The sequence below is a fragment of the Streptomyces sp. NPDC028331 genome (genome assembly GCF_055565775.1).
In genome coordinates, this window is the sequence record NZ_JBVHTR010000002.1 from 242703 (window position 1) to 264691 (window position 21989).

A 21989-nucleotide genomic window follows, 5' to 3' on the forward strand; every position below is an offset into this window, starting at 1 on the left:
CGCGGGTGAGCGATCGTGTCCGTCGGGTGCTGGTGTGCATTGAATTTCGGCCACAGTACGTCGTACGGACCGGACGCGGCCAAGTGTTGGCCATTTCCGGAGCGTCGGGGGCGGTTCGTGCACGCGACTTGCCGACGCCTTGACGATTCGTTCGGCGTACGTTCAGCCGGCCTTCTGTGTCCGGGTTGTGTGTCGTCCCTAGGGTCCCTGCGGACTTCGAAAGAAGGGACTCATGGACACACTCCTCGCAGTCCGGGCTCGCGGGATCACCAAGTGTTTCGGTGACGTCGTCGCACTCGACGGCATCGACCTGGATGTGACGCAGGGTCAGATCCATGGCCTGGTCGGACCGAACGGCGCCGGCAAGACGACTTTGCTCGGCCTGCTGCTGGGCCTGGCGGTCGCCGACAACGGCAGCCTGGAAGTCCTGGGTACGCCGGTCGGGAGGGCGTTCGCCGCTCCCGACGGTGTCGCCGGCTTCGTGGACGGGCCCGGCCTCTACCCCTCGCTCACTGCCCGGCAGAACCTCGCCGCGCTGGCCGCTCTGCGCGGTCACGACGCGCGGACGGCGGGGATCGACGACGTGCTCGACCAGGTCGGGCTCACCGACGTCGCCGACGACCGGGCCCGCGGCTTCTCCCTCGGCATGCGCCAGCGGCTCGGGCTCGCCGCCGCCCTCCTCCTCAAGCCCCGGCTGCTCGTCCTCGACGAGCCGTCCAACGGCCTCGACCCGGCGGGCAAGAAGCACGTCCACGGTGTCCTCGCCCGGCTCGCGGCCGACGGAACCGCCGTCGTGCTCTCCAGCCACCGCATGGACGACCTGGAAGCGTTGTGCTCCGAGGTCACCATCCTCGCCACCGGACGGGTCGTGTTCTCAGGGCCGTTGAGCAAGCTGGCCGCCGAGAACCGTGAACTCGACTACCGGCTGCGGACCTCCGACCCGCAGGCCGCCCGCCGAGCGGCGGTCGACACGGCCGGGATCCAGGTCGTCGACGGCGGCGGGGCACGGCACGACGCCGAGGTGCTCGTCGTGCGCGGCCTGGTTCCGGCCCTGGACGAACTGGTGACGGCCCTCGTGCAGTCGGGCATCGCGGTGCGCGAACTCGCCCCCGTGGTCTCGCCGCTGGAGGCCGCGTTCCTCGCCCTCACCGAGCAGCAGGAGGCCGGCCGATGACCGCGACCGTCGCCGTCGACAGCGTTGTCCGTGCCCCCCGCGTTTCCGTGCCGCGCGGCTACCGCTTCGAACTGGTCAAGCTCGTCTCGCAGTGGCGGATCCGCTTGCTGGTCCTCGCCTGCTGGATCGCGCCGGCGCTCTTCGTCGCCGGGGTGAGTCAGCAGAGCACGCTCCCCGCCGACACGCTCTTCGGCCGCTGGATGCACGCCACGGGCTGGGCCGGACCGCTGGTGATCCTCGGTTTCGCGGGCACCTGGGCGCTGCCGCTGCTGACCTCGCTGGTCGCCGGCGACGTGTTCGCCTCCGAGGACCGGCTCGGCACCTGGCGCCACCTGCTGGTGGCCGTCCGGTCGCCCCGGCGGATCTTCGCGGCGAAGGTACTGGCCAGCCTCACCGTCATCGTGCTGCTCGTGGCCGGGCTGGCCTGTTCCAGCGTGGTCGGAGGGCTCGTGTCGGTCGGCGACCAGCCGCTGGTCGGCCTCGACGGCCACCTGCTCGCGCCGGGGGACGCTGCCGTCAAGGTCCTGCTCGCCTGGGTCTGCGCCCTCGCCCCGACCCTGGCCCTCGCCGGGATCGGCCTGCTCGGGTCGGTGGCGCTCGGGCGGTCCCCGATGGGGCTCCTGCTGCCCCCGATCGTCGCGCTCGGGATGCAGGTCGCCCAGATGCTGCCGCTGCCCGTCGCCGTACGCCTCGCCCTGCCCGGCTACGCCTTCATCTCCTGGAACGGCCTGTTCACCGCCCCGGAACAGCTCGGCCCGCTCCTGATCGGCATCGCGGTCAGCCTGGCGTGGGCCGTGCTCGCCACGGCGCTGGCCTACCTGCTCTTCCTGCGGCGCGACTTCACCAACCCGGCCTACGACGGCTCGGGGCGCCGCGCGATCACCGCGGGGCTGGTGCCGCTCGCCGGGTTGTTCGCCGTGACGGTCGCGGTGGTCGCCGCCGCGATGGGGGCGACGGGGTCCGGGATCGAGCAGGACAAGGTCCAGCGGTCGGTCGCCACGGCGTTCGCCCACCTCTACCGCATGCAGACCCGGCAGCTCCACCGCCCCGCCGTCACCGAAGCGCAACTGAAGGCCACGGCGGCGTGCAACAAGGGCGACGGCCAGGTCGCCCCCCAGGGGGCGGGCAACGACTGGCGTTGCGTCGTCACCTGGCACCTCCCTGGCGTCGAGGCCGCAGGGACGGCCATCTACCAACTCGACGTCACCTCAGACGGGCGGTTCGTGGCCGACGGCGACGGACCGAAGGAAGTGAACGGCTACTTCCTCGTCCGTACCCCCACCGGGGACGCCCCGAACCCCTTGTGGCAGTTCGACGGCAACGTCGAGCTGCTCGACACCTCCTCGAAGGGATAGTTCCATGCAGGTAACACGTCAGCGTCGAAACAGCGAGAAGGAGCAGGTCAGCCTTTTCGGTAGACGTGTCGGCCGGCGGGCCGTGCTGGTGACGTCGGGCATCGCTGTCGCCCTCGCCGTCACGGGCACCGCCGTTGCTTCCACCCACCAGTTCGGCACCCAGCAGGTCGGCCAGGTCACCGACAAGGGCCAGGTCGTCGCCGCCGACCAGTACATCGCCCCCTACGGAAGCCGCACCGTCATCAACGACGGCAAGATCATGTCGTCCTCGGTCAGCCCGGACGGCACCCACCTCGCGGCCGCGGTCGCCGACGGCGACGCGGCGCTGGTCATCATGGACCTCAAGACCGGGCAGGTGAAGCAGCGCGTCGGCACCAACAAGGCGGACGACCTGCGCATCTCGAGCGGTTCCGTCGGCCAGGAGGGCCCGACGTACTCGCCCGACGGCAAGCAGCTCTGGCTGGGCCAGAGCGACGGCTACACCAAGTTCACCGTGAACGCCGACGGTACCCTCTCCAACCCGACGGCCGTCTCGATCCCGGCCGACGGTTCGAAGCACGCGCTCGTGGGTGCGGCGGTGTTCTCGGCCGACGGCTCCACCGTGTACTCCGCGGTCAACGGCCAGAACCGGGTGGTCGCCATCGACGCGGCGGCCGGAACCATCAAGCAGAGCTGGGCCGTCGGCAACGCCCCCCGTGGCATCGCCCTGGTCGGCGACAAGCTCTACGTCAGCAACGAGGGCGGACGTCCGGCCAAGGCCGGCGACACCACGATGAACTCCTACGGCACCCAGGTGCCGGCCAACCCGAACACCGGTGCCGCCACCACCGGCACGGTCAGCGTCATCAACGTGGCCGACCCGTCCGCCGCCGTCGGGTCCGTCGACGTCGGTCTGCACCCGACCGCGGTGTACGCCAAGAAGGGCGCGGTGTTCGTCACCAACACCGCCGACAACAACGTGTCGGTCATCAGCACCCGCAACGACAAGGTCGTCCAGACCATCGCCACCCAGCCGTGGCCGGAGGCGTCGGTCGGCTACGAGCCCAACGCGGTGACGCTCACCGACGACGGTCACCTGCTCGTGACGCTCGGCCGCGCCAACGCGGTCGCCGTCTACCGGTACACCTCCCCGCAGCAGCCGGCCGCCTACGTCGGCCTGCTCCCGACGGACTACTTCCCCGCGGGGATCACCACCGTGGGCAAGAACGTGGTCGTCTCCAACACCCGTGGCATCGACGCCCGCCGCCCCACCACCGCCGCCGGCCACGGCACCCACGACACGACCTCCAGCCTGACGCAGTTCACGCTGCCGGACGACAGCGTCATCAGGTCCGAAACGGCCAAGGTCTTCAGGCAGAACGGCTGGACCGCCGGCTCGGTCAAGTCGGCCGAGGGCAGGAGCAAGGCGAAGCCGGTGCCCGTGCCGGCGCGGCTCGGCGACCCCTCGACGATCAAGCACGTCTTCCTGCTCGTCAAGGAGAACCGGACCTACGACCAGGTCTTCGGCGACCTGAAGCAGGGCAACGGCGACCCGACGCTCACGCAGTTCGGCGAGAACGTGACGCCGAACCAGCACGCGCTCGCGCAGCAGTTCGGTCTGTACGACAACTTCTACGACGTCGGCACCAACTCCGCCGAGGGCCACAACTGGCTGATGCAGTCCGACAACCCGGAGTACACCGAGTCGTCGGCCGGTGAGTACACGCGCAGCTACGACACCGAGGACGACGTTCTCGGCCACCAGAAGACCGGCTTCATCTGGACCGGTGCCCAGGCGGCCGGCAAGTCCGTCAAGGACTACGGCGAGTTCCAGTCGATCGAGAGCAAGCCGGCCGGCGCCACCTGGCAGAACCTGTACTGCGACGCCAAGAACATGGAGGCGACCGGGCAGAAGACCGCCTACCCCATTCAGACGGGTTCGGCGATCCCCTCGCTCAACAAGGTGTCGGTGCCCGGCTTCCCGCTGTTCGACCTCAACGTCCCGGACGTCTACAAGGAACAGATCTGGAAGCAGGACTTCGAGAAGAACGGTCCGGCGAACCTGAACATGTTCTGGTTCTCCAACGATCACACCGGTGGTCCGGCTAGCCCGGCCGCCGAGGTCGCGGACAACGACCTCGCGGTCGGCAAGATGGTCGACGAGATCACGCACAGCAAGTACTGGAAGGACTCGGCGATCTTCGTCGTCGAGGACGACTCCCAGGCCGGCCTCGACCACGTCGACGGCCACCGTGCCCCGGTCCAGGTCATCAGCCCCTGGGCCAAGCACGGCACCGTCGACAACCACTACTACTCGCAGATCACGATGGTCCGCACCATCGAGCAGATCCTCGGGATCCACCCGATGAACCAGATGGACAGCGCGGCCACCCCGATGTTCGGTGCGTTCACCCGGAAGCCGAACTACACGCCGTTCAAGGCGCAGCCGAACCGGACCTCGCTGACCCTCGGCCTGAGCACCCAGCCCTCCTGCGGCCCGGACACCCCGGCCCCGCAGGACGCCAAGGCGGCGCCCGCGCAGACGTCGGTGACGGTGCCGCCGGCCGAGCAGAAGGTCGCGGCGCAGTGGAAGGCCTGGGAGTCGCAGCAGCGGCTGACCGGCACCAAGGCGGTGCCCGACTTCGCGAACCCCGAGCAGATGAACCGCCTCACGTGGTACGAGACGCACAACTGGTCGAAGCCGTACCCGGGAGACAGCAAGATCTACGCGCCGAACGACGTGCCGGGCGCCTACATCCCGTCGTCGGAGTCCGACGGCTGATCCGAACCGACCGCGTCAAGGGCCCCCTGGCCGGCGTCACCGCCGGTCGGGGGGCCCTGCCGTGTTCCGTCCCGCGCACGCAGGGTGGGCCCGACGCAACGCCCGCCCGCTGAGGGAGCATGGGAGACGCAACAGTCACCGTGGGATCAGGAGTTGGCGTCATGACAGACAAGCTCACCGTGAGCGTCCTCGGTACCGGCATCATGGGGGCCGCGATGGCCCGCAACATCGCCCGCGCCGGACACACCGTCCGCGCCTGGAACCGCACCCGGGACAAGGCCGAGCCGCTCGCCGCCGACGGCGCGCAGATCGCCGGCACCCCCGCCGAGGCGGTGCGGGACGCCGACGTCGTCCTGACCATGCTGTACGACGGCGCCACCGTCCTTCAGGTCATGCGGGAGGCCGCCGGCGCCCTGCGCCCGGGCACCGCCTGGGTCCAGTCGACCACCGCCGGGACCGAGGCCGTCGGCGAGCTGGCCGCCTTCGCGCGGGAGCACGGCCTGATCTTCTACGACGCCCCCGTGCTCGGCACCCGCCAGCCCGCGGAGGCTGGGCAGCTCACCGTCCTCGCCGCCGGGCCGGCCGAAGGGCGGGAGACGGTGACGCCCGTGTTCGACGCCGTGGGCGCCCGCACCGTGTGGACCGGGGAGGACGGCGCGGCGGGCAGCGCCAGCCGGCTGAAGCTGGTCGCCAACAGCTGGGTCCTCGCCGCCACCGCCGCGACCGGCGAGGTACTGGCCCTGGCCAAGGCCCTCGACGTGGATCCGCAGAAGTTCTTCGACATCATCTCGGGCGGCCCGCTGGACATGGGCTACCTGCACGCCAAGGCCGGCCTCCTGCTGAACGGCACGCTGACCCCGGCGAGTTTCGCCGTCACGACCGCCGAGAAGGACGCCCGGCTGATCGTCCGGGCCGGGGAGGAGAACGGCGTCCGCCTCGACGTGGCCGCCGCGACCGCCGAACGCCTCGCCCGCGCCGCCGCCCAGGGGCACGCCGACGAGGACATGGCGGCGGCGTACTTCGCCAGCTTCGACGAGAAGTCCGGTTCTTGAGGAATCCCAAGGGCTCCGAGGGCGCCCGCGCCGTGCGTCGGGGCACCAGGAGGAGCACCCTGGAATCAGTGGTTCCGGAGGTGATCGCCATGGCTATGCACACCGCAGTCGGATGGCATGTGGAACTCGAATTCGAGGAGGACGATCAGCGGACGCGGGCGGCGGCGCTCGTCCGGCTCCCCGACGGTCAGGAGGTCCGGGCACGCGGGTACGCCAGCCGCCACCGCTCCGACTCGAATCAGCCGCGCGTCGGTGAGGAGATCGCCGGGGCGCGTGCGCTCAACGAGCTGGCGATGGAGCTGCTCACCAAGGCGCACGACGAGATCGACGAGGCGTCGGGGAGGACGTCGCATCCGCTGACGTTCCACTGACACCGGGAAGTACCGGCTCCCGGACAGGTGCCGACCCCCACAGAGGCAGCGAGGAGACGGAGGAGTACCCGGATCGTGGCGATGCCCGCACGCCGACGCGTGCGGGCACCGCCGTGCGGGCACCGCGCCACGCCGTGCGGCACCGCCACGCCGTACCAGGGCTAGGCCAACGCCGCCCGTACCGCCCGCACCAGCGCCTGTGCCCGGGGGTCCGCCGTCACGCTCTTGTGGAAGCCGTTCGTCACATAGCCGAAGGCGATGCCGGACTCCGGGTCCGCGAAGCCCAGTGGGCCGCCGCGGCCGGGGTGGCCGAAGGAGCCCGGGGCCAGCAGCGGGGACGCGCTGCCGTGGAGCATGTAGCCGAGGCCGAAGCGGGTGGGGACCACCAGCACGCGGTCCGGACCCGCCGAGGCTTCCCGCCGGGCCGACTCCACCGTGGCGGGGGAGAAGAGGCGGACGCCGTCCACCTCGCCGATCAGCGCCGCGTAGAAGCGGGCCAGCGCGTCGGCCGTCGCGATGCCGTTCGACGCGGGCAGGACCGCCGCCCGGTACCCGGGGTCGTTCTCGTCGGGCTGCGGGGTGATCGCCGCGAAGGCGCGGCGGGTCAGGCTCGCCGGGTCCGCGTACGCGTCGGCGACCGCGCGCTTGGGGCGGATGCGCAGGGCGCCCTCCTGGGCCGGGGCCTCGACCGGGCCGACCCGGCCGACCCGGTGCGCCTCCGCCGGGGGCAGGCCCACCCACAGGTCCAGGCCCAGTGGCCCGGCGATCCCGGTGGCGATCCACTCGCCGATCGACCGGCCCGTGGCCCGCCGCACCAGCTCCCCCGTCAGCCAGCTATAAGTCTGCGCGTGGTAGCCGTGGTCCGTGCCGGGCTCCCAGGCGGGGGCCTGCGCGGCCAGCACGGTGGCCGCCAGATCGGGGTCCGCGGCCTCGGCCGGGGTGAGCGGGCGGTCCAGGACCGGTACGCCCGCCCGGTGCGCCAGAACCTGCCGGACCGTCGTGTGCTCCTTGCCCTGCGCCTTGTACTCGGGCCAGTAGTGGCCGACCGGCGCGTCCAGGTCCAGCTCGCCGCGCTCGGCCAGCATCAGCAGCACGGCCGCCGCGACGCCCTTGGTCGCCGAGCGCACGATCTGCGCCGTCTCCCGCTGCCAGGGCGCCGTACCGTCGACGTCCTTGGTGCCGCCCCACAGGTCCACGACCTTGCGCCCGTCCCGGTACACGACGACCGCCGCGCCGCGCTCGCCGAGCGCCTCGAAGTTCCGTACGAACGCCTCCTCGACCGGCTCGAAGCCCTCGGCCACAACGCCGTTCACGTTCACGTCCGCACTCCCGTCCCGATCGTCGACCGCCTGCGACAATGGGCGTAACGCGCGCTTCGGGCCTGCGATTCCTGGGTTTCCTCAGCCCAGCACAATCGTTACATCGATGTTCCCACGGGTGGCGTTCGAGTACGGGCACACCTCGTGGGCGGCGTCCACGAGCCGGGCGGCGACCTCCTGGTCGAGGACGGGCAGGGAGACGCTCAGGGCCACCGCGAGGCCGTAGCCGCGCTGTTTGTTGGGGCCGATGCCGACCTTCGCGGCGACGGTGGAGCCGGTCAGGTCGTAGCCCTCGCGGTTGCCGACCAGGATCAGCGCGTTGTGGAAGCAGGAGCTGTAGCCGGCCGCGAAGAGCTGCTCGGGGTTGGTGCCGCTGCCGTCGCCGCCCAGCTCCGGCGGCATCGCCACCTTCAGCGCGATATGGCCGTCCTGGCTGGTCACATGCCCGTCCCGGCCGCCGTGCGCGGTGGCCTCGGCAACGTACATGATCTTCGTCGGACGGGTGTCGACAGCGGTGCCGTCAGACATGGTCGGCCTCCCCCAGAACAAGTGTGCGCAAGTACATCGCGCACAAGGTACCGGCTGGTAGGTCCCTCGGTGTTACCAGGGGGTAGAAACTCCGGGTAACCCGAGATCAGCGGGTACGGGCCGCCGCGGCCTCCGCCTTCTCCGCCAGGCGCCACAGCTCCTCGCGCAGCCGGGCCGTCTCCTCGCCGCCGAGCCCCGTCGCCCTGAGCAGGGTGCCGGGCACGCGCGCCGCGCGCTCCCGCAGTTCCTCCGCGCGCCCGGTGGCCGCGACGAGCACCGACCGCTCGTCCCGCGCCGACCGCTCGCGCCGCACCAGGCCCGCCGCCTGAAGCCGCTTCAGCAGCGGCGAGACGGTGCCGTAGTCGAGGCGCAGGGCGGCCGCCAGGTCCTTGACCGTCGTCTCGCCGCGCTCCCACAGGACCAGCAGCACGAGGTACTGCGGGTAGGTGAGACCGAGGTCCTCGAGGAGCGGGCGGTAGGCGGCCGTCACGGCGCGCTGGGCGGCGTACAGCGCGAAGCAGAGCTGGTCGTCCAGGAGTAGTGAGCCGTCGGTCTCCTCGTTCGTCACGCGCCCATTGTCACGGACCGCGGGTGGAGGCCGAAGGGCGGTTCCCGGCGGGTGGGCGCAGCGGTTCCTCGCGGCCGCGGAGCCGGAAACCGGCGCGCCCGGAACGCGCAATGTGGCGAGCGGCACTCGCATCGGAGGCCGGTGACGCCCATATGTGCGACTCTGGATGGGTAGCGGATTCACAGCTTCTGCTCGGGTGACGCAGCGTGAGGAGTGATCCGATGTCCGTGGTGGAACAGTATGCGCGAGCCCATGTCGTCACCGACTCCCCGGAAACTCCTGACGCCGTCCCCGTCGTCCTGCGCTACGACCCGGACACCGACCCCCGCTCGGTCAGCATCGGCCTGCCCGGCCCGCACGAGTGGGCCTTCTCCCGGGACCTCCTGGAACAGGGCCTGAGCGCTCCCGCGGGCACGGGAGAGGTCCGTATCTGGCCGTGCGGCCGGGTCCAGGCCGTGATGGAGTTCCACTCGGCGCAGGGCGTGGAAGTCGTGCAGTTCGAGTCGAAGGCCCTGATGCGGTTCCTGCGGCGCACGTACACGGTGGGAGCGGCACCGGCGCGGTAGGGACCGGCCCCGGGGTTGGCCCCCGCGCGGCCCCGGTCAGCTCCCCGCGCGCAGCAGCGCCGCCACGATCGGGCCCGCCGTGTCGCCGCCGTGGCCGCCCGCCTGCACCACGCCCGCGGCCGCGAGGTCGCCCTTGTAGGCCGTGAACCAGCCGTTCGGCTTCTTCTGGCCGTCGACCTCCGCCGAACCCGTCTTCGCGCCGTAGTCGGGGCCGAGGCCCGCCATCGCCTTGGCGGCCGTGCCGTACGCCGCCGTGGCCTGCATGACCTCCTTCAGCTCGGCCTGCGTCTTCGCGGACATGGTGCGCGAGGCCTTCGCCAGCGTCCGGCCGTCCACCGTCGGGGACACCAGGTACGGCTGGTGGAAGACGCCGGTCTGCACCGTGGAGGCCACCGACGCCATGTTCAGCGGGTTCATGCGGACCCCGCCCTGCCCGATCAGCGAGGCGCCCATCTGTGCGCCGCTCTGCACGGGGACCGAGCCGTCGAAGGTGGGGACGCCGATGGCCCAGTTGTCCAAGCCGAGGCCGTAGACCTGCTGGGCCTCCTCGGTCAGGTCGCTGTTGGACAGCTTCGGCGCGAAGTCGATGAAGGCGTTGTTGCAGGACGCCGCGAAGCTCTGCTTGAACGAGCCCTGCTTGATCTCGGAGTCGTCGTCGTTGTGGAACGTCCAGCCGGCCAGCTTGTACGTCTTGGGGCACGGGTGCGACGCGGCCGGGGTGACGAGACCCTTCTCGAACAGCATCGTCGACGTGATGATCTTCATCGTCGAGCCGGGGGCCAGCGAGCCCTGGAAGGCGACGTTGAAGCCGTGGCCGGTGTTGGCGACGGCGAGGATCTCGCCGGTCGACGGGCGCATCACGACGACCGAGGCGTTCGCCTGCTTGGTGACCTGCTGCTCGGCGACCGCCTGGAGGGTGGGGCTCAGCGTCGTCTTCAGCTTGCCCGGCGTGCCCTCGCTCAGCGTCACCAGCGTCTTGTCGGGCGTCTTCTCCTTGCCCTTCCCCGCCGCCTTGCGCACGATCCGCAGCTCGACGCCCGCCTTGCCGCCGGCCTTCTTGCCGTACTTCTCGCGCAGACCGTCCAGCACCGGGCCCAGCGAGGGGTACTTGGCCGCGGTGATCTCGCCGCCGTCGCGGTCCAGCGCCTTGACCGGGGGCGTGCCCGCCTCACCGGTCACCAGGCGGTCGCCGTCCGTGAGGTCCGGGTGCACCACCGACGGCTGCCACCGCACCACCGGCACACCGTCGGCGGCCCGCCGCACCACGGTCAGCTTCGAGGCGTACGTCCACGGCTTGCTCAGGCCCTGGTACGACACCGTCGCCTTGACGGAGAACGGGACCGTCGCCCCGGCGGGGGTGCCGGGGGTCAGCGTGACGCCCGTGATGTGCGCGTCCTTGCGGTAGCCGGTCAGGGCCGCGGTCGCGGCGGCCGAGTCGTCCGTGACGCCCGCCGCCTTGGCCGCGTCGCCCCGCTGCCACGCCGTCAGGAACGCCGTGGCCGTCGTACGGACCTCGGACGCGGACGGCGGGCCCACCCGCACCAGCTTGCGGTGGCCCGCAGCCGCGTCGCGGTCGTCGGCCGCAGCGCCGCCGCCCAGCAGGCTGTAGGCGCCGACGGCGCCGCCCAGCCCGACCAGGGCGATCAGGCCGCCGATCATCAGCGGCCGGCTCTTGTTGCGCCCGGCGACGCGCCTTCTCTTGCCCACAGCTCCCGGTCCTCCGCAGTACCCAGGTCCCCCAGTGCCCTCACAGTCCTCAACGAGAACAACACACTAGAGTCCCGCGGTGACACGGGTGACTTCAGCCGCCCGTTCGTAGCACAGCTGCGACAATCGGACCGGCCGCGTCGCCGCCGTGCCCGCCCTCCTGGGTCATGGCCGCCGCCGCCATGTCACCCCGGTAGCCGGTGAACCAGCTGTTCGACTTCGTCTGCCCGTCGACCTCCGCGGACCCGGTCTTCGCGCCGATGTCCCCGCCGAGCCCCGCCATCACCCGCGCGGCGGTGCCCTGGGTCGCCGTCAGGTGCATCATCGCCCGCAGTTGCGCGACCGTGCTCGCGGACAGCCCCTTGGCGGTGGCCAGTTCGCGGTGGTCGAGGTCGGGGGAGACCAGGTACGGCTGCCGGAACGTTCCCGTCATCGCGGTCGCCGTGACCGACGCCATGTTCAGCGGGCTCATCTGGACCTGGCCCTGGCCGATGGCGTTGGCGGCGCGGTCGGGGCCGGTGGAGGCGGGAACGCTGCCGTCGAAGGAGACGATGCCCGTCTTCCAGTTGTCCTGCCCGAGCCCGAACCGCTCCTGGGCCTCGTCGGTCAACGACTCGTCCGTGAGGGGCTTCTCGTCGACCAGCTTGACGAACGCCGTGTTGCACGACCGCATGAAGCTGTTCGCCAGCGTCGCCTTCTCGTTGGGCTCCATGCCCTGCAGGTTGTGGAAGGTCTGGCTCTGCCAGGTGGCCGTCGGGGGGCAGGGCGCGGGGCCGTTCATCGTGGTGACGCCGTTGTCGATCAGCATCGCCGACGTGATGATCTTCATGGTGGAGCCGGGGGCCAGCCGCCCCTCGAACGCCGCGTTGAACTCGTCCCGGCGGTGGTTGGCGACCGCGAGCACTTCACCGGTGCTCGGCTTGACCGCCACCACCGAGGACTCCGCGTAGTTCTGGACGGCCCGCTCGGCGGCGGCCTGCGCGGTGGCGCTGAGCGTGGTGTGCAGCTTGCCGGGCGTCCCCTCGGCGAGGGTCACCAGGGTCTTGCCGGGCGCGTTCGCGTCGGCGCGCTGGACGGACAGCTCGATGCCGGGCCTGCCGCCCGCCGTGTCGCCGTACTTCTCGCGCAGGGCGTCCAGGATCGGACCCAGGGACGGGTACTTCTCCTTCGTCAGGACCTTGCCGTCCCGGTCCACCGCCTCGATCGGCGGGGCCTTGGCCTCCCCCGTGACGAGCGTGTCGCCCTTCTGCAGCGCCGGATGGACGACGGACGCCTGCCAGTCGACCAGCGCCCGGCCGGTGGTCGTGCCGCGCACCACGGTCAGCCTGCTGTCGTAGGCGAGCGGCTTGGACTTCCCCGCGTAGGACACGGTCGCCTTCACGGAGAACGGCACCGTGTCCCCGCTGGGCGCGCCCGGCGAGATGTGTACGCCGGTGATGTGCGCACTGGACCCGTAGGCGCTCAGCAACTGCCCCGCGGCCTCGGCGTTGTTCGTGTACGAGGCCGCGGTGGCGGCGTCGCCCTTCTCCCAGGCGGCGAAGAACCTGCCGGTCGTCTCCTTGACCTCACCGGCCGACGGCGGCCCGGTCTTCACCTGCGCGGCCCCCGCGCCGCCCCCCGAACTCTCGTTCAGCGCGGACAGCACGTCGTACGCGCCGTATCCCGCGCCGCCCACCATCACCGCGAACACCCCGCCCACGATGACGGCCTTGGCCCCCTTGCGCATGACAGACAGCCCCCTCCCCGTAGATCTCGCACTGTAGGCGGACCGGAGCGGCGGTTGTGAGAACTGTGGTCGTTCGTTGTCCAAGAGTGATCAGAGACATGACCGGAACCCCGACATTCAGCCACATCCGTGAACACTGGGTGGGTGCCGGAAGCGGCGGCACAACGACGACGAGGGCGCGGCCGACCGCCGCGCCCTCGTTGTGTTACCCGGCTAGACCCAGGTGTCCAGCCACATCCGCGCCCGCCACTGGTCCATCGGGATGGCGGTGCCGGTGTACAGGGGCCAGAAGTAGATGAAGTTCCAGGCGATCAGCAGGACCAGGACGCCCGCGCCCGCCGCTCCCGCGATCCGGCGGCGTTCGTCCGAGCCGGGCGGGCCGAGGAGGGCGCCGATCATCATCGCGACCGCCAGGCACAGGAACGGCACGAAGACGACCGCGTAGAAGTAGAAGATCGTGCGCTCCTGGTACAGGAACCACGGCAGCCAGCCGGCCGCGACACCGCAGGCGATGGCGCCGGCCCGCCAGTCGCGGCGGAACGCCCAGCGCCACAGCACGTACACGAGCGCGAAGCAGGCCGCCCACCACAGCAGCGGAGTGCCCAGCGCGAGGACCTCGCGGGCGCACTTGCCGCCCGCGTCCGTGGGGCAGCCCGCCTCGCCCGGGTTCGGGGACTCGTAGAAGTACGAGACCGGGCGGCCCACCACGATCCAGCTCCACGGGTTCGACTGGTACGTGTGCGGGGACGTCAGGCCCACGTGGAACAGGTAGACCTCGTGCTCGTAGTGCCACAGGCTGCGCAGCCAGTCGGGCAGGAAGGTCCAGTCGCCGCCCTTGCCCTCGGTGGCCGCCCAGTTGCGGAAGTAGCCGCCGGTGCCGTCGGCCGGGGACAGGATCCAGCCGGTCCAGGAGGCCAGGTACACGGCGAGCGCGACCGGCACCGTCGCCAGGAAGGCGAGGCCCGTGTCCCGCTTGAGGACGGTGAGGTACGGGCGGCGGGCGCCCGCGACCCGGCGCGCGCCCACGTCCCACAGCAGGGCCATCACACAGAACGCGGCCAGGAAGTACAGGCCGTTCCACTTGGTGCCGATCGCGAGGCCGAGCATCAGGCCCGCCAGCCAGCGCCAGGGCCGCGGTCCGAAGCGGACGGTCTCCGCCGTGGACGCGTCCGGGCGCACCCGGCCGTCCGCGTCCACCGGGAGCGCCGCCGCCAGCTTGGCGCGCGCTCTGTCCCGGTCGACGAGCAGGCAGCCGAAGGCCGCGAGCACGAAGAACTCCAGAACGCCGTCGAGCAGCGAGGTGCGGCTCATCACGAACTGCAGCCCGTCCACCGCGAGCAGCCCGCCCGCCAGACAGCCCAGGAAGGTGGACCGGAACAGGCGGCGGCCGATCCGGCACAGCAGCAGCACGGCCAGCGTGCCGAGCAGCGCTGTCATGAAGCGCCAGCCGAACGGGTCGAAGCCGAAGATCAGCTCGCCCAGGCCGATGACGTACTTGCCGACCGGCGGATGCACCACGTACGCGGCGTCCGTCGGGACCGGCACGTGGCCGCCCCGCTGAAGGATGAGGTCGTTGGCGTCCTTGGCCCAGTTCGCCTCGTACCCGTTGTGGACGAGCGCCCACGCGTCCTTCGCGTAGTACGTCTCATCGAATATCACCGCCCTGGGGCTGCCCAGGTTCCAGAACCGCATCAGCCCGGCGATCAGCGTCACGAGCAGCGGGCCGCCCCACGCCGACCAGCGTGTGATCCGGTCGGCGACGTCCGGGTGCAGGCCGATCGCCGCCCAGATGCGCGGGCTCGGCCGGGTGTACGGCGGCACCAGCCGATCGCGGACGTCGCTTCTCGGGCGCGCCGCGTATCCGAAGCGGCGCAGCCGCTGCTGCCACGACGGCCCCTGGTCATCGGTGGCCTGGCCCTGCCGGGTGTCCGTGGAGGACGCGGTACTGGTCACCGCGCCATCGTAGGGAACACCTCTGTGTGAGTCCCGTGCTTGGCCCCGCCCGATCGGCCGTGCCGGGCTACGGCACCCCGCACGGCCGCCTCGCCGCCCTGCCGTCGCCCGCCCGCGGCGGCGGCCGCCGATGTCGGCCCGGCCGATCGGGCAGGGCCCGGCGCCTGCGAGGATGGGGACGTGACAGTCGCACCCGGGACCACGACCGGAACCCTGGTTCTCGCCGGTACTCCCATCGGGGACATCGCGGACGCGCCGCCGCGGCTCGCCGAGGAGCTGGCCACCGCCGATGTGATCGCCGCCGAGGACACGCGCCGGCTGCGCCGGCTCACCCAGGCGCTGGACGTCCAGCCGGCCGGGCGTGTCGTGTCGTACTTCGAGGGCAACGAGTCCGCCCGCACGCCCGAACTGGTCGAGGCGCTGACGGGCGGGGCGCGGGTGCTGCTCGTCACCGACGCGGGCATGCCGTCGGTGTCGGACCCCGGGTACCGGCTGGTGGCCGCCGCCGTGGAGAAGGACATCCGGGTGACGGCGGTGCCGGGGCCGTCCGCCGTGCTCACGGCGCTGGCGCTGTCCGGGTTGCCGGTGGACCGGTTCTGCTTCGAGGGGTTCCTGCCGCGCAAGGCGGGCGAGCGGCTGTCGCGGCTGCGGGAGGTCGCCGAGGAGCGGCGCACGCTGGTGTACTTCGAGGCGCCGCACCGGCTGGACGACACGCTCGCGGCGATGGCCGAGGTGTTCGGCCCCGACCGGCGGGCGGCGGTGTGCCGCGAGCTGACCAAGACGTACGAGGAGGTCAGGCGCGGCCCGCTGGGGGAGCTGGCGGCGTGGGCGGCCGAGGGCGTACGCGGCGAGATCACCGTCGTGGTGGAGGGCGCCGGCGAGAAGGCCCCCGGGGAACTGGACGCGGCGGAGCTGGTGCGGCGGGTGCGCGTCCGGGAGGAGGCCGGGGAGCGCCGCAAGGAGGCCATCGCTGCGGTCGCGGCGGAGGCGGGCCTGCCGAAGCGCGAGGTCTTCGACGCGGTGGTGGCGGCGAAGAACGCGAACGCGGACGCGGCGCGCTGAGCGGCGCCGCTGTGCGACGCGGCGCCCGGACGGCGGCCCGCACGCCCGCCGTGCGGCGGGCGGGGCTTCGGCCGGGTGTCTCCGGCGGGCGCGCTGCCGTGATCGCCGGCCCCCTGTGATGGGGCTCATACCGCCTCTGAGCAGGGCGCATCTCTCCTGAGCGTGCGCCCCATAGGGCGGCAAAGGGCTGTCGTCGAAGGCAAAGCCGCAGCGGGGCGATCGGGTGAGTTTGGCAAGCAAAGTCCAAATCGCCTCCAACACTCGACAGGTGCGCTCCCGCTCCCGCCGGTGAAGGCGTCCACTGGGGGACAGGGACGTACCCGTCCCTCGCCCACCGTGGGACCGCGCGGGGTTCCGGGGGGAAGCCCGCACCGCGGGGGCGCTTGTCCAGCGGACAAGAGGAGCTGGAATGAGTGAGATATCAGGGCGGACCGGCCAGGCCACAGCGGCCGGCCAGGTCACAGGGCAACCCCACCGCGGCGCGGCGACCGCCGTCGTCCACGAGTCCTATTCCTTCGCGTGCATGCGCTGCGGGCACGGCTGGGAGCAGTCGTACGAGATAGAGCACCACCTCGACGCGGACGGCAACGAGTTCGTGCTGTACGTGGCGAACGACCGCGTGGTCCCCTCGCCGCTGAGCCGCCCGGCCTGCCAGAACTGCGACAGCCACGTGGTGCGCATCATGCGCCCGGGCCAGGTGTCCTCCGTGCAGAACTCCCTGCACCGGCACCACGCCCCGGTCCCGGAGACCGGCGGCGAGGACCGTGAGGCGCCGCGCACGCAGCCGGAGGAGACCGAGGGCCACCACCACTGGCACCTCTCGGACCTGCTCCACCCGTTCCAGAACCACCGCAAGGCGGGCTGACGGCTCCTGCCACAAGGCGGGCCCTGGGGGCGGCATGCCCCTTTCGTAGGATCGGGGCATGCCTTCCCGAGCGTCCGACACGTCAGGCACGTCCGACAAGCACGCGCCGCCGCCGCTTCCCGCGCCCCTCGGCGTGCCCGTCGCCGACTCGCACACCCACCTCGACATGCAGTCCGGCACGGTCGAGGAGGGCCTCGCCAAGGCCGCGTCGGTCGGCGTGACCACGGTCGTGCAGGTCGGCTGCGATGTGCGGGGCTCGCGCTGGGCCGCCGAGACGGCCGCCGCCCACGACTCCGTGCACGCGGCGGTGGCCCTGCACCCGAACGAGGCCCCGCGCATCGTGCACGGGGATCCCGACGGCTGGTCCCGGCAGGGCGCCCGGGAGCCGGGCGGGGACGCGGCGCTGGACGAGGCGCTCGCCGAGATCGACCGTCTCGCTGCCCTGCCGCAGGTCAGAGGCGTGGGCGAGACCGGGCTCGACTACTTCCGCACCGGGCCCGAGGGCAAGGCCGCCCAGGAGCGCTCCTTCCGTGCCCACATCGAGATCGCCAAGCGGCACGGCAAGGCGCTGGTGATCCACGACCGGGAGGCCCACGCCGACGTGCTGCGCATCCTCAAGGAGGAGGGCGCGCCGGAGCGGACCGTCTTCCACTGCTACTCGGGTGACGCCGAGATGGCCGAGGTCTGTGCGCGGAACGGGTACTTCATGTCGTTCGCCGGCAACGTGACGTTCAAGAACGCCCAGCCGCTGCGCGACGCGCTCGCCGTGGCGCCCCTCGACCTCGTCCTGGTGGAGACCGACGCGCCGTTCCTGACGCCCGCGCCGTACCGCGGACGGCCCAACGCGCCCTATCTCATTCCGGTCACGGTCCGTGCCATGGCCGCGGTGAAGGGCGTCGACGAGGACGTGCTGGCGGCGGCCCTCGCGCGCAACACGGCCCGGGCTTTCGCCTACTGACCGGCCCGGTCCGCCGGGGGCCGCGACAGGGCCCGTGTCGCGACACCGCGTCACGGCGTTGCTTTGGAGAGTGACGGCCAGCCGCTAGGTTCTGGTCGCCCGTGTCGGAACCTCTCTGGAGCGTGTCGTCGTGAGCAACCGGCAGTACTCGCCGTACGGGGCGTACGAGGACCGTGAGGCCCCCGGTCAGCCCCACCCGGACACGTACCGGCCCGCGTACGAGGCGCGCGCCTGGGCGCAGGGGCGCAGCGCCGCGACGGCGCTCGCCGTGGAGACGACCGTCCGCCCGCCCCGGCGGCAGCCGGAGAGCGCCCCGCGCCGGCCGCGGGAGAGCGGCCCGCGCCGTCCGCCGGAGGCCGTCCCGCGCCCCTCCGGGCGCACCCAGGCACGCCACGCGGCGCGCGGCAGGAAGGGCGGCGCCCGCCCCGACTCCGTGCGCCGTCTGATCCCCCAGGTGCTCGTCGTGGCGTTCCTGGCCGGCGGCACCACCGCGTTCGTCGCCAACGACAAGGCCGTCGAGCTGACCGTGGAGGGCCGCACCCGCACCCTGCACACCTTCGCTGCCGACGTCGGCGAACTGCTCGACCAGCAGGGCGTCAAGGTGGGCGAGCACGATCTGGTCGCCCCCGCGCCCGGGACACCGCTCACGAGCGGCGCGGAAATCGCCGTGCGGTACGGCCGCCCGGTGTGGCTCACCGTCGACGGCATCCGGCGCGAGGTGTGGACGACGGCGCCCACGGTGGAGAGCGCGCTCCAGCAGCTCGGGGTGCGGCCCGAAGGCGCCTATGTGTCGACCTCCCGCTCCCAGGAGATCGGCCGCGACGGGCTCGAGCTGGACGTCCGCACCGAGCGCACCGTGACGGTCCTCGCGGACGGGCGGCCCCGCACCATCCGGACCAACGCGGCGACCGTCCGCGAGGCCGTCGCACAGGCCGGGGTCGTCCTGTACCGGCAGGACACGACGTCCGTGGCACCGGACACCTTCCCGCGCGACGGGCAGACGGTGACCGTGCTGCGGGTGAGCGGCTCCCAGGAGGTGCACGAGGAGCCGATCCCGTTCGACGTACGCCGCACCAAGGACCCGACCCTGCTCAAGGGCACGGAGGTGATCGCGCGCCCCGGGCAGGCGGGCGCGCGCCGGGTCACGTACGCCGTGCGCACCGTCAACGGAGTCAGGGAGCGACCACGGCGGATCAGGGACGAGGTGGTGCGGGAGCCGCAGACCCAGCTCGTACGGGTCGGCACCAAATCGCGCCCGGAGACGGTGAACGGCGCGGAGGGCCTGAACTGGAGGGGGCTCGCGGCCTGCGAGTCCGGCGGCCGGGCCGGCGCGGTGGACCCGTCGGGCACGTACGGCGGCCTCTACCAGTTCGACCGGCGCACCTGGCGCAGCCTCGGCGGCTCCGGCCGACCGCAGGACGCCTCCGCGGCGGAGCAGACGTTCCGGGCGAAGAAGCTGTTCGCACGCCAGGGGACCAGCCCGTGGCCGCACTGCGGGCCGCGGCTGTACCGGTGACGGTGCCACCGGCCGGAGGGCTCGGCCCCGCCCCGTAGGCTTGCCCCGTGAGCAGCCCCACCCCCGACGCCCTGCTGGGCCCCGCCGACGTCCGTGAGCTGGCGGCGGCCCTCGGTGTGCGCCCCACCAAACAGCGCGGCCAGAACTTCGTCATCGACGCCAACACCGTACGGCGCATCGTGCGCACCGCCGAGGTGCGGCCCGACGACGTCGTCGTGGAGGTGGGACCGGGACTCGGCTCGCTGACGCTGGCGCTCCTCGAGGTCGCCGAGCGCGTCACCGCCGTCGAGATCGACGACGTGCTGGCGGCGGCGCTGCCCGCGACCATCGCCGCGCGCATGCCGGAGCGCGCCGAGCGGTTCGCGCTGGTGCACTCCGACGCGCTGCACGTCCGCGAGCTGCCGGGCCCCGCGCCCACCGCGCTGGTCGCGAACCTCCCCTACAACGTCGCCGTCCCCGTCCTGCTCCACATGCTCGACACCTTCCCGAGCATCGAGCGGACGCTGGTGATGGTGCAGTCCGAGGTCGCCGACCGGCTCGCCGCCGCGCCCGGGTCGAAGGTGTACGGGGTGCCGTCCGTGAAGGCCAACTGGTACGCCGAGGTCAAGCGCGCCGGGGCCATCGGGCGCAACGTCTTCTGGCCCGCGCCCAACGTCGACAGCGGGCTCGTCTCGCTGGTGCGGCGCACCGAGCCGGTCAAGACCGCCGCGTCGAAGGAACAGGTGTTCGCGGTCGTGGACGCGGCGTTCGCCCAGCGGCGCAAGACGCTGCGGGCCGCGCTCGCCGGATGGGCGGGCTCGGCCGCGGCGGCCGAGGCGGCGCTGGTGGCCGCCGGGATCTCACCGCAGGCGAGGGGCGAGTCGCTGACGGTGGAGGAGTTCGCGCGTATCGCCGAGCACAGGGAGTCCGAGTAAGTGAGTGTCACGGTCCGTGTCCCGGCCAAGGTGAACGTGCAGCTCGCGGTGGGCGGTGCCCGCCCCGACGGCTTCCACGACCTGGCGAACGTCTTCCTCGCCGTCGGCCTGTACGACGAGATCACGGTGACCCCGGCCGACGAGCTGCGCGTCACCTGCTCGGGGCCGTACGCCGCGCAGGTGCCGCTCGACCGTACGAACCTGGCGGCGCGGGCGGCGCTGACGCTCGCCGAACGCCGCGGGCTGGATCCGGCCGTGCACATCCACATCGCCAAGGACATCCCGGTCGCCGGGGGCATGGCGGGCGGCAGCGCGGACGGGGCGGGCGCGCTGGTGGCGTGCGACGCGCTGTGGGGCACCGGGGCGTCCCGCGAGGAACTGCTGAAGATCTGCGCCGAGTTGGGCAGCGACGTGCCGTTCAGCCTGGTGGGCGGGGCGGCCCTGGGCACCGGGCGGGGCGAGCGGCTGACGGCGCTGGAGGTGGGGGGCACCTTCCACTGGGTGTTCGCGACGGCGGACCGGGGGCTGTCCACGCCGGCCGTCTTCCGCGAGTTCGACCGACTGAACGAGGGCGTACGGATCCCCGAGCCGATCGCCTGCCAGGACCTGCTGGAAGCGCTGGCGAAGGGCGATGCGGGCGCGCTGGCGGCGACGGTCTCGAACGACCTGCAGCCGGCGGCGCTGTCCCTGTTCCCGGAACTGGCGGACACGCTGGAGGCGGGGCGCGGGGCCGGTGCGCTGGCGACGCTGGTGTCCGGGTCCGGCCCGACGACGGCCTTCCTGGCGCGCGACGCCGGGGCGGCGGAGGAGGTGGCAGCGGCCCTGCGAGCGTCCGGCACGTGCAGGTCGGTGCGGACGGCGGCAGGACCGGTGGCGGGGGCGACGGTCGTCTGAGGACAGGGCTCAGAGGTTGTCGATGGCGGTCAGGTCGATGTCGATGTCGTACGGCACGCTGACCTTGACGTGGTCGTGGTGGATGCCGGTCAGTGCGTAGGTGCCGGTGGCTTCGCCGAGTTCGTACACCTGGACCGCAGGGTGGTCGTCCTGTCCCGCCATCTCGACCAGCCAGAAGTGGGGAATGCCCGCCGCGGCGTACTTGTGCGGCTTGTAATCGCGGTCTCGGGCCTCGGAGTCCGGTGACACCACCTCGACGGCGAGCAGGACGTCGGCCGCCTTGAAGTGGGTCTGACGCCTGTCGGTGACCGCTTCGGCACGGACCACGGAGATGTCCGGTTCGGGGCCGTTGCGCCGATCCAGTACGACCGTCATCTCCCGTTCGACACTGAACTGGGACGTGAGGCACCTGCGCAACCCGTTGACCAGCAGGTCGATCGCAAGGAAGTGGAAGCGGCGTTGCGGACTCACGAAAACCAGGCTCCCGTCGATCAGCTCGGTGTGCGGCGGGAGATCCGGCAGTGTGAACAGGTCGTCCACGGTGTAGCCGTCCGGGGGCGGCACCGGCCAGTGGTGGCGGTGCTCTACGGACTCGGCAGTCATGGTTCCTCCCATGGACGGGATCCTGCGGCCTGTCTTCCCACCGTAGCCGTCGATCACGAACCACGTCCCCACAAAGAGTGACGATCCGCACGCGCCC

19 protein-coding genes are annotated in these 21989 nt (G+C 72.1%); 12 read left to right on the forward strand and 7 right to left on the reverse strand.

Going from position 1 to position 21989, the window contains the following annotated elements; translation table 11 throughout:
- Positions 1-232: 232 nt before the first annotated feature.
- The 5 genes from ACZ4SW_RS03245 to ACZ4SW_RS03265 all read left to right on the forward strand — a co-directional run bounded on the left by ACZ4SW_RS03245 (position 233) and on the right by ACZ4SW_RS03265 (position 6713).
- Positions 233-1174 (forward strand): ABC transporter ATP-binding protein, encoded by a 942-nt coding sequence (locus tag ACZ4SW_RS03245; RefSeq protein WP_468237211.1) that lies wholly within the window; start codon positions 233-235, stop codon positions 1172-1174.
- Positions 1171-2529 (forward strand): ABC transporter permease, encoded by a 1359-nt coding sequence (locus tag ACZ4SW_RS03250; protein WP_468237214.1) that lies wholly within the window; start codon positions 1171-1173, stop codon positions 2527-2529. Before ACZ4SW_RS03245 ends, ACZ4SW_RS03250 begins: the two co-directional genes overlap by 4 nt.
- A gap of 4 nt (positions 2530-2533) precedes the next feature.
- On the forward strand, positions 2534-5290 hold the full coding sequence (locus tag ACZ4SW_RS03255; RefSeq protein WP_468237217.1) for an alkaline phosphatase family protein: 2757 nt from the start codon (positions 2534-2536) through the stop codon (positions 5288-5290).
- A 161-nt stretch (positions 5291-5451) separates the two neighbouring features.
- Positions 5452-6342, forward strand: a complete 891-nt coding sequence (locus tag ACZ4SW_RS03260; RefSeq protein ID WP_468237219.1) for an NAD(P)-dependent oxidoreductase — start codon at positions 5452-5454, stop codon at positions 6340-6342.
- 89 nt (positions 6343-6431) lie between these two features.
- Positions 6432-6713, forward strand: coding sequence for a DUF1876 domain-containing protein (locus ACZ4SW_RS03265; RefSeq protein WP_468237222.1), 282 nt, complete (start codon positions 6432-6434; stop codon positions 6711-6713).
- A 161-nt stretch (positions 6714-6874) separates the two neighbouring features.
- On the opposite strand, the gene ACZ4SW_RS03270 is transcribed toward ACZ4SW_RS03265, so the two are convergent.
- The 3 genes from ACZ4SW_RS03270 to ACZ4SW_RS03280 all read right to left on the reverse strand — a co-directional run bounded on the left by ACZ4SW_RS03270 (position 6875) and on the right by ACZ4SW_RS03280 (position 9128).
- Positions 6875-8032, reverse strand: coding sequence for a serine hydrolase domain-containing protein (locus ACZ4SW_RS03270; protein ID WP_468237224.1), 1158 nt, complete (start codon positions 8030-8032; stop codon positions 6875-6877).
- Between the two features lie 81 nt (positions 8033-8113).
- Positions 8114-8560: an organic hydroperoxide resistance protein gene (locus ACZ4SW_RS03275; RefSeq protein ID WP_468237226.1), complete on the reverse strand. Its 447-nt coding sequence runs from the start codon at positions 8558-8560 to the stop codon at positions 8114-8116.
- Between the two features lie 106 nt (positions 8561-8666).
- A complete protein-coding gene (locus ACZ4SW_RS03280; protein ID WP_468237229.1) occupies positions 8667-9128 on the reverse strand; it encodes a MarR family winged helix-turn-helix transcriptional regulator in 462 nt (153 codons plus the stop codon).
- A 221-nt stretch (positions 9129-9349) separates the two neighbouring features.
- On the opposite strand from ACZ4SW_RS03280, the gene ACZ4SW_RS03285 reads away from it, so the two are divergent.
- Entirely contained in the window at positions 9350-9694 is a 345-nt protein-coding gene (locus ACZ4SW_RS03285) for an SsgA family sporulation/cell division regulator (protein WP_468237231.1), read from the forward strand.
- A gap of 36 nt (positions 9695-9730) precedes the next feature.
- Here the strand turns inward: ACZ4SW_RS03285 and ACZ4SW_RS03290 are convergent, their stop codons facing one another.
- From ACZ4SW_RS03290 to ACZ4SW_RS03300, 3 genes are all read right to left on the reverse strand, one after another.
- Positions 9731-11401 (reverse strand): penicillin-binding transpeptidase domain-containing protein, encoded by a 1671-nt coding sequence (locus tag ACZ4SW_RS03290; RefSeq protein ID WP_468237233.1) that lies wholly within the window; start codon positions 11399-11401, stop codon positions 9731-9733.
- Between the two features lie 94 nt (positions 11402-11495).
- The gene (locus ACZ4SW_RS03295) at positions 11496-13127 is read right to left on the reverse strand and encodes a penicillin-binding transpeptidase domain-containing protein (protein WP_468237235.1); all 1632 of its coding nucleotides are present in this window, start codon (positions 13125-13127) and stop codon (positions 11496-11498) included.
- A gap of 213 nt (positions 13128-13340) precedes the next feature.
- The gene (locus tag ACZ4SW_RS03300; protein ID WP_468237237.1) at positions 13341-15080 is read right to left on the reverse strand and encodes a dolichyl-phosphate-mannose--protein mannosyltransferase; all 1740 of its coding nucleotides are present in this window, start codon (positions 15078-15080) and stop codon (positions 13341-13343) included.
- Between the two features lie 180 nt (positions 15081-15260).
- On the opposite strand from ACZ4SW_RS03300, the gene rsmI reads away from it, so the two are divergent.
- The 6 genes from rsmI to ACZ4SW_RS03330 all read left to right on the forward strand — a co-directional run bounded on the left by rsmI (position 15261) and on the right by ACZ4SW_RS03330 (position 21289).
- A complete protein-coding gene (gene rsmI / locus ACZ4SW_RS03305) occupies positions 15261-16142 on the forward strand; it encodes a 16S rRNA (cytidine(1402)-2'-O)-methyltransferase (RefSeq protein WP_468237240.1) in 882 nt (293 codons plus the stop codon).
- Positions 16143-16551: 409 nt separating this feature from the next.
- Complete coding sequence (locus ACZ4SW_RS03310; protein ID WP_468237243.1) at positions 16552-17007, forward strand: hypothetical protein; 456 nt, start codon at positions 16552-16554, stop codon at positions 17005-17007.
- Between the two features lie 58 nt (positions 17008-17065).
- Positions 17066-17965: a TatD family hydrolase gene (locus ACZ4SW_RS03315; protein ID WP_468237246.1), complete on the forward strand. Its 900-nt coding sequence runs from the start codon at positions 17066-17068 to the stop codon at positions 17963-17965.
- A gap of 130 nt (positions 17966-18095) precedes the next feature.
- Positions 18096-19481, forward strand: coding sequence for a ubiquitin-like domain-containing protein (locus ACZ4SW_RS03320; protein WP_468237248.1), 1386 nt, complete (start codon positions 18096-18098; stop codon positions 19479-19481).
- Positions 19482-19528: 47 nt separating this feature from the next.
- Complete coding sequence (gene rsmA / locus ACZ4SW_RS03325; protein WP_468237251.1) at positions 19529-20395, forward strand: 16S rRNA (adenine(1518)-N(6)/adenine(1519)-N(6))-dimethyltransferase RsmA; 867 nt, start codon at positions 19529-19531, stop codon at positions 20393-20395.
- Positions 20396-21289 carry a 4-(cytidine 5'-diphospho)-2-C-methyl-D-erythritol kinase gene (locus ACZ4SW_RS03330; RefSeq protein ID WP_468237254.1) on the forward strand — a complete coding sequence of 298 codons (894 nt, stop codon included), beginning with the start codon at positions 20396-20398 and terminating at the stop codon, positions 21287-21289.
- Between the two features lie 9 nt (positions 21290-21298).
- On the opposite strand, the gene ACZ4SW_RS03335 is transcribed toward ACZ4SW_RS03330, so the two are convergent.
- Positions 21299-21892 (reverse strand): Uma2 family endonuclease, encoded by a 594-nt coding sequence (locus tag ACZ4SW_RS03335; RefSeq protein WP_468237256.1) that lies wholly within the window; start codon positions 21890-21892, stop codon positions 21299-21301.
- Positions 21893-21989: the final 97 nt, after the last annotated feature.

Bases quoted from the DNA above. Each gene is read 5' to 3' on its own strand.
- ACZ4SW_RS03245 (WP_468237211.1), top strand. From the start codon at position 233: ATGGACACACTCCTCGCAGTCCGGGCTCGCGGGATCACCAAGTGTTTC.
- ACZ4SW_RS03250 (WP_468237214.1), top strand. From the start codon at position 1,171: ATGACCGCGACCGTCGCCGTCGACAGCGTTGTCCGTGCCCCCCGCGTT.
- ACZ4SW_RS03255 (WP_468237217.1), top strand. From the start codon at position 2,534: ATGCAGGTAACACGTCAGCGTCGAAACAGCGAGAAGGAGCAGGTCAGC.
- ACZ4SW_RS03260 (WP_468237219.1), top strand. From the start codon at position 5,452: ATGACAGACAAGCTCACCGTGAGCGTCCTCGGTACCGGCATCATGGGG.
- ACZ4SW_RS03265 (WP_468237222.1), top strand. From the start codon at position 6,432: ATGGCTATGCACACCGCAGTCGGATGGCATGTGGAACTCGAATTCGAG.
- ACZ4SW_RS03275 (WP_468237226.1), bottom strand. From the start codon at position 8,560: ATGTCTGACGGCACCGCTGTCGACACCCGTCCGACGAAGATCATGTAC.
- ACZ4SW_RS03285 (WP_468237231.1), top strand. From the start codon at position 9,350: ATGTCCGTGGTGGAACAGTATGCGCGAGCCCATGTCGTCACCGACTCC.
- ACZ4SW_RS03295 (WP_468237235.1), bottom strand. From the start codon at position 13,127: ATGCGCAAGGGGGCCAAGGCCGTCATCGTGGGCGGGGTGTTCGCGGTG.
- ACZ4SW_RS03310 (WP_468237243.1), top strand. From the start codon at position 16,552: ATGAGTGAGATATCAGGGCGGACCGGCCAGGCCACAGCGGCCGGCCAG.
- ACZ4SW_RS03315 (WP_468237246.1), top strand. From the start codon at position 17,066: ATGCCTTCCCGAGCGTCCGACACGTCAGGCACGTCCGACAAGCACGCG.
- ACZ4SW_RS03335 (WP_468237256.1), bottom strand. From the start codon at position 21,892: ATGACTGCCGAGTCCGTAGAGCACCGCCACCACTGGCCGGTGCCGCCC.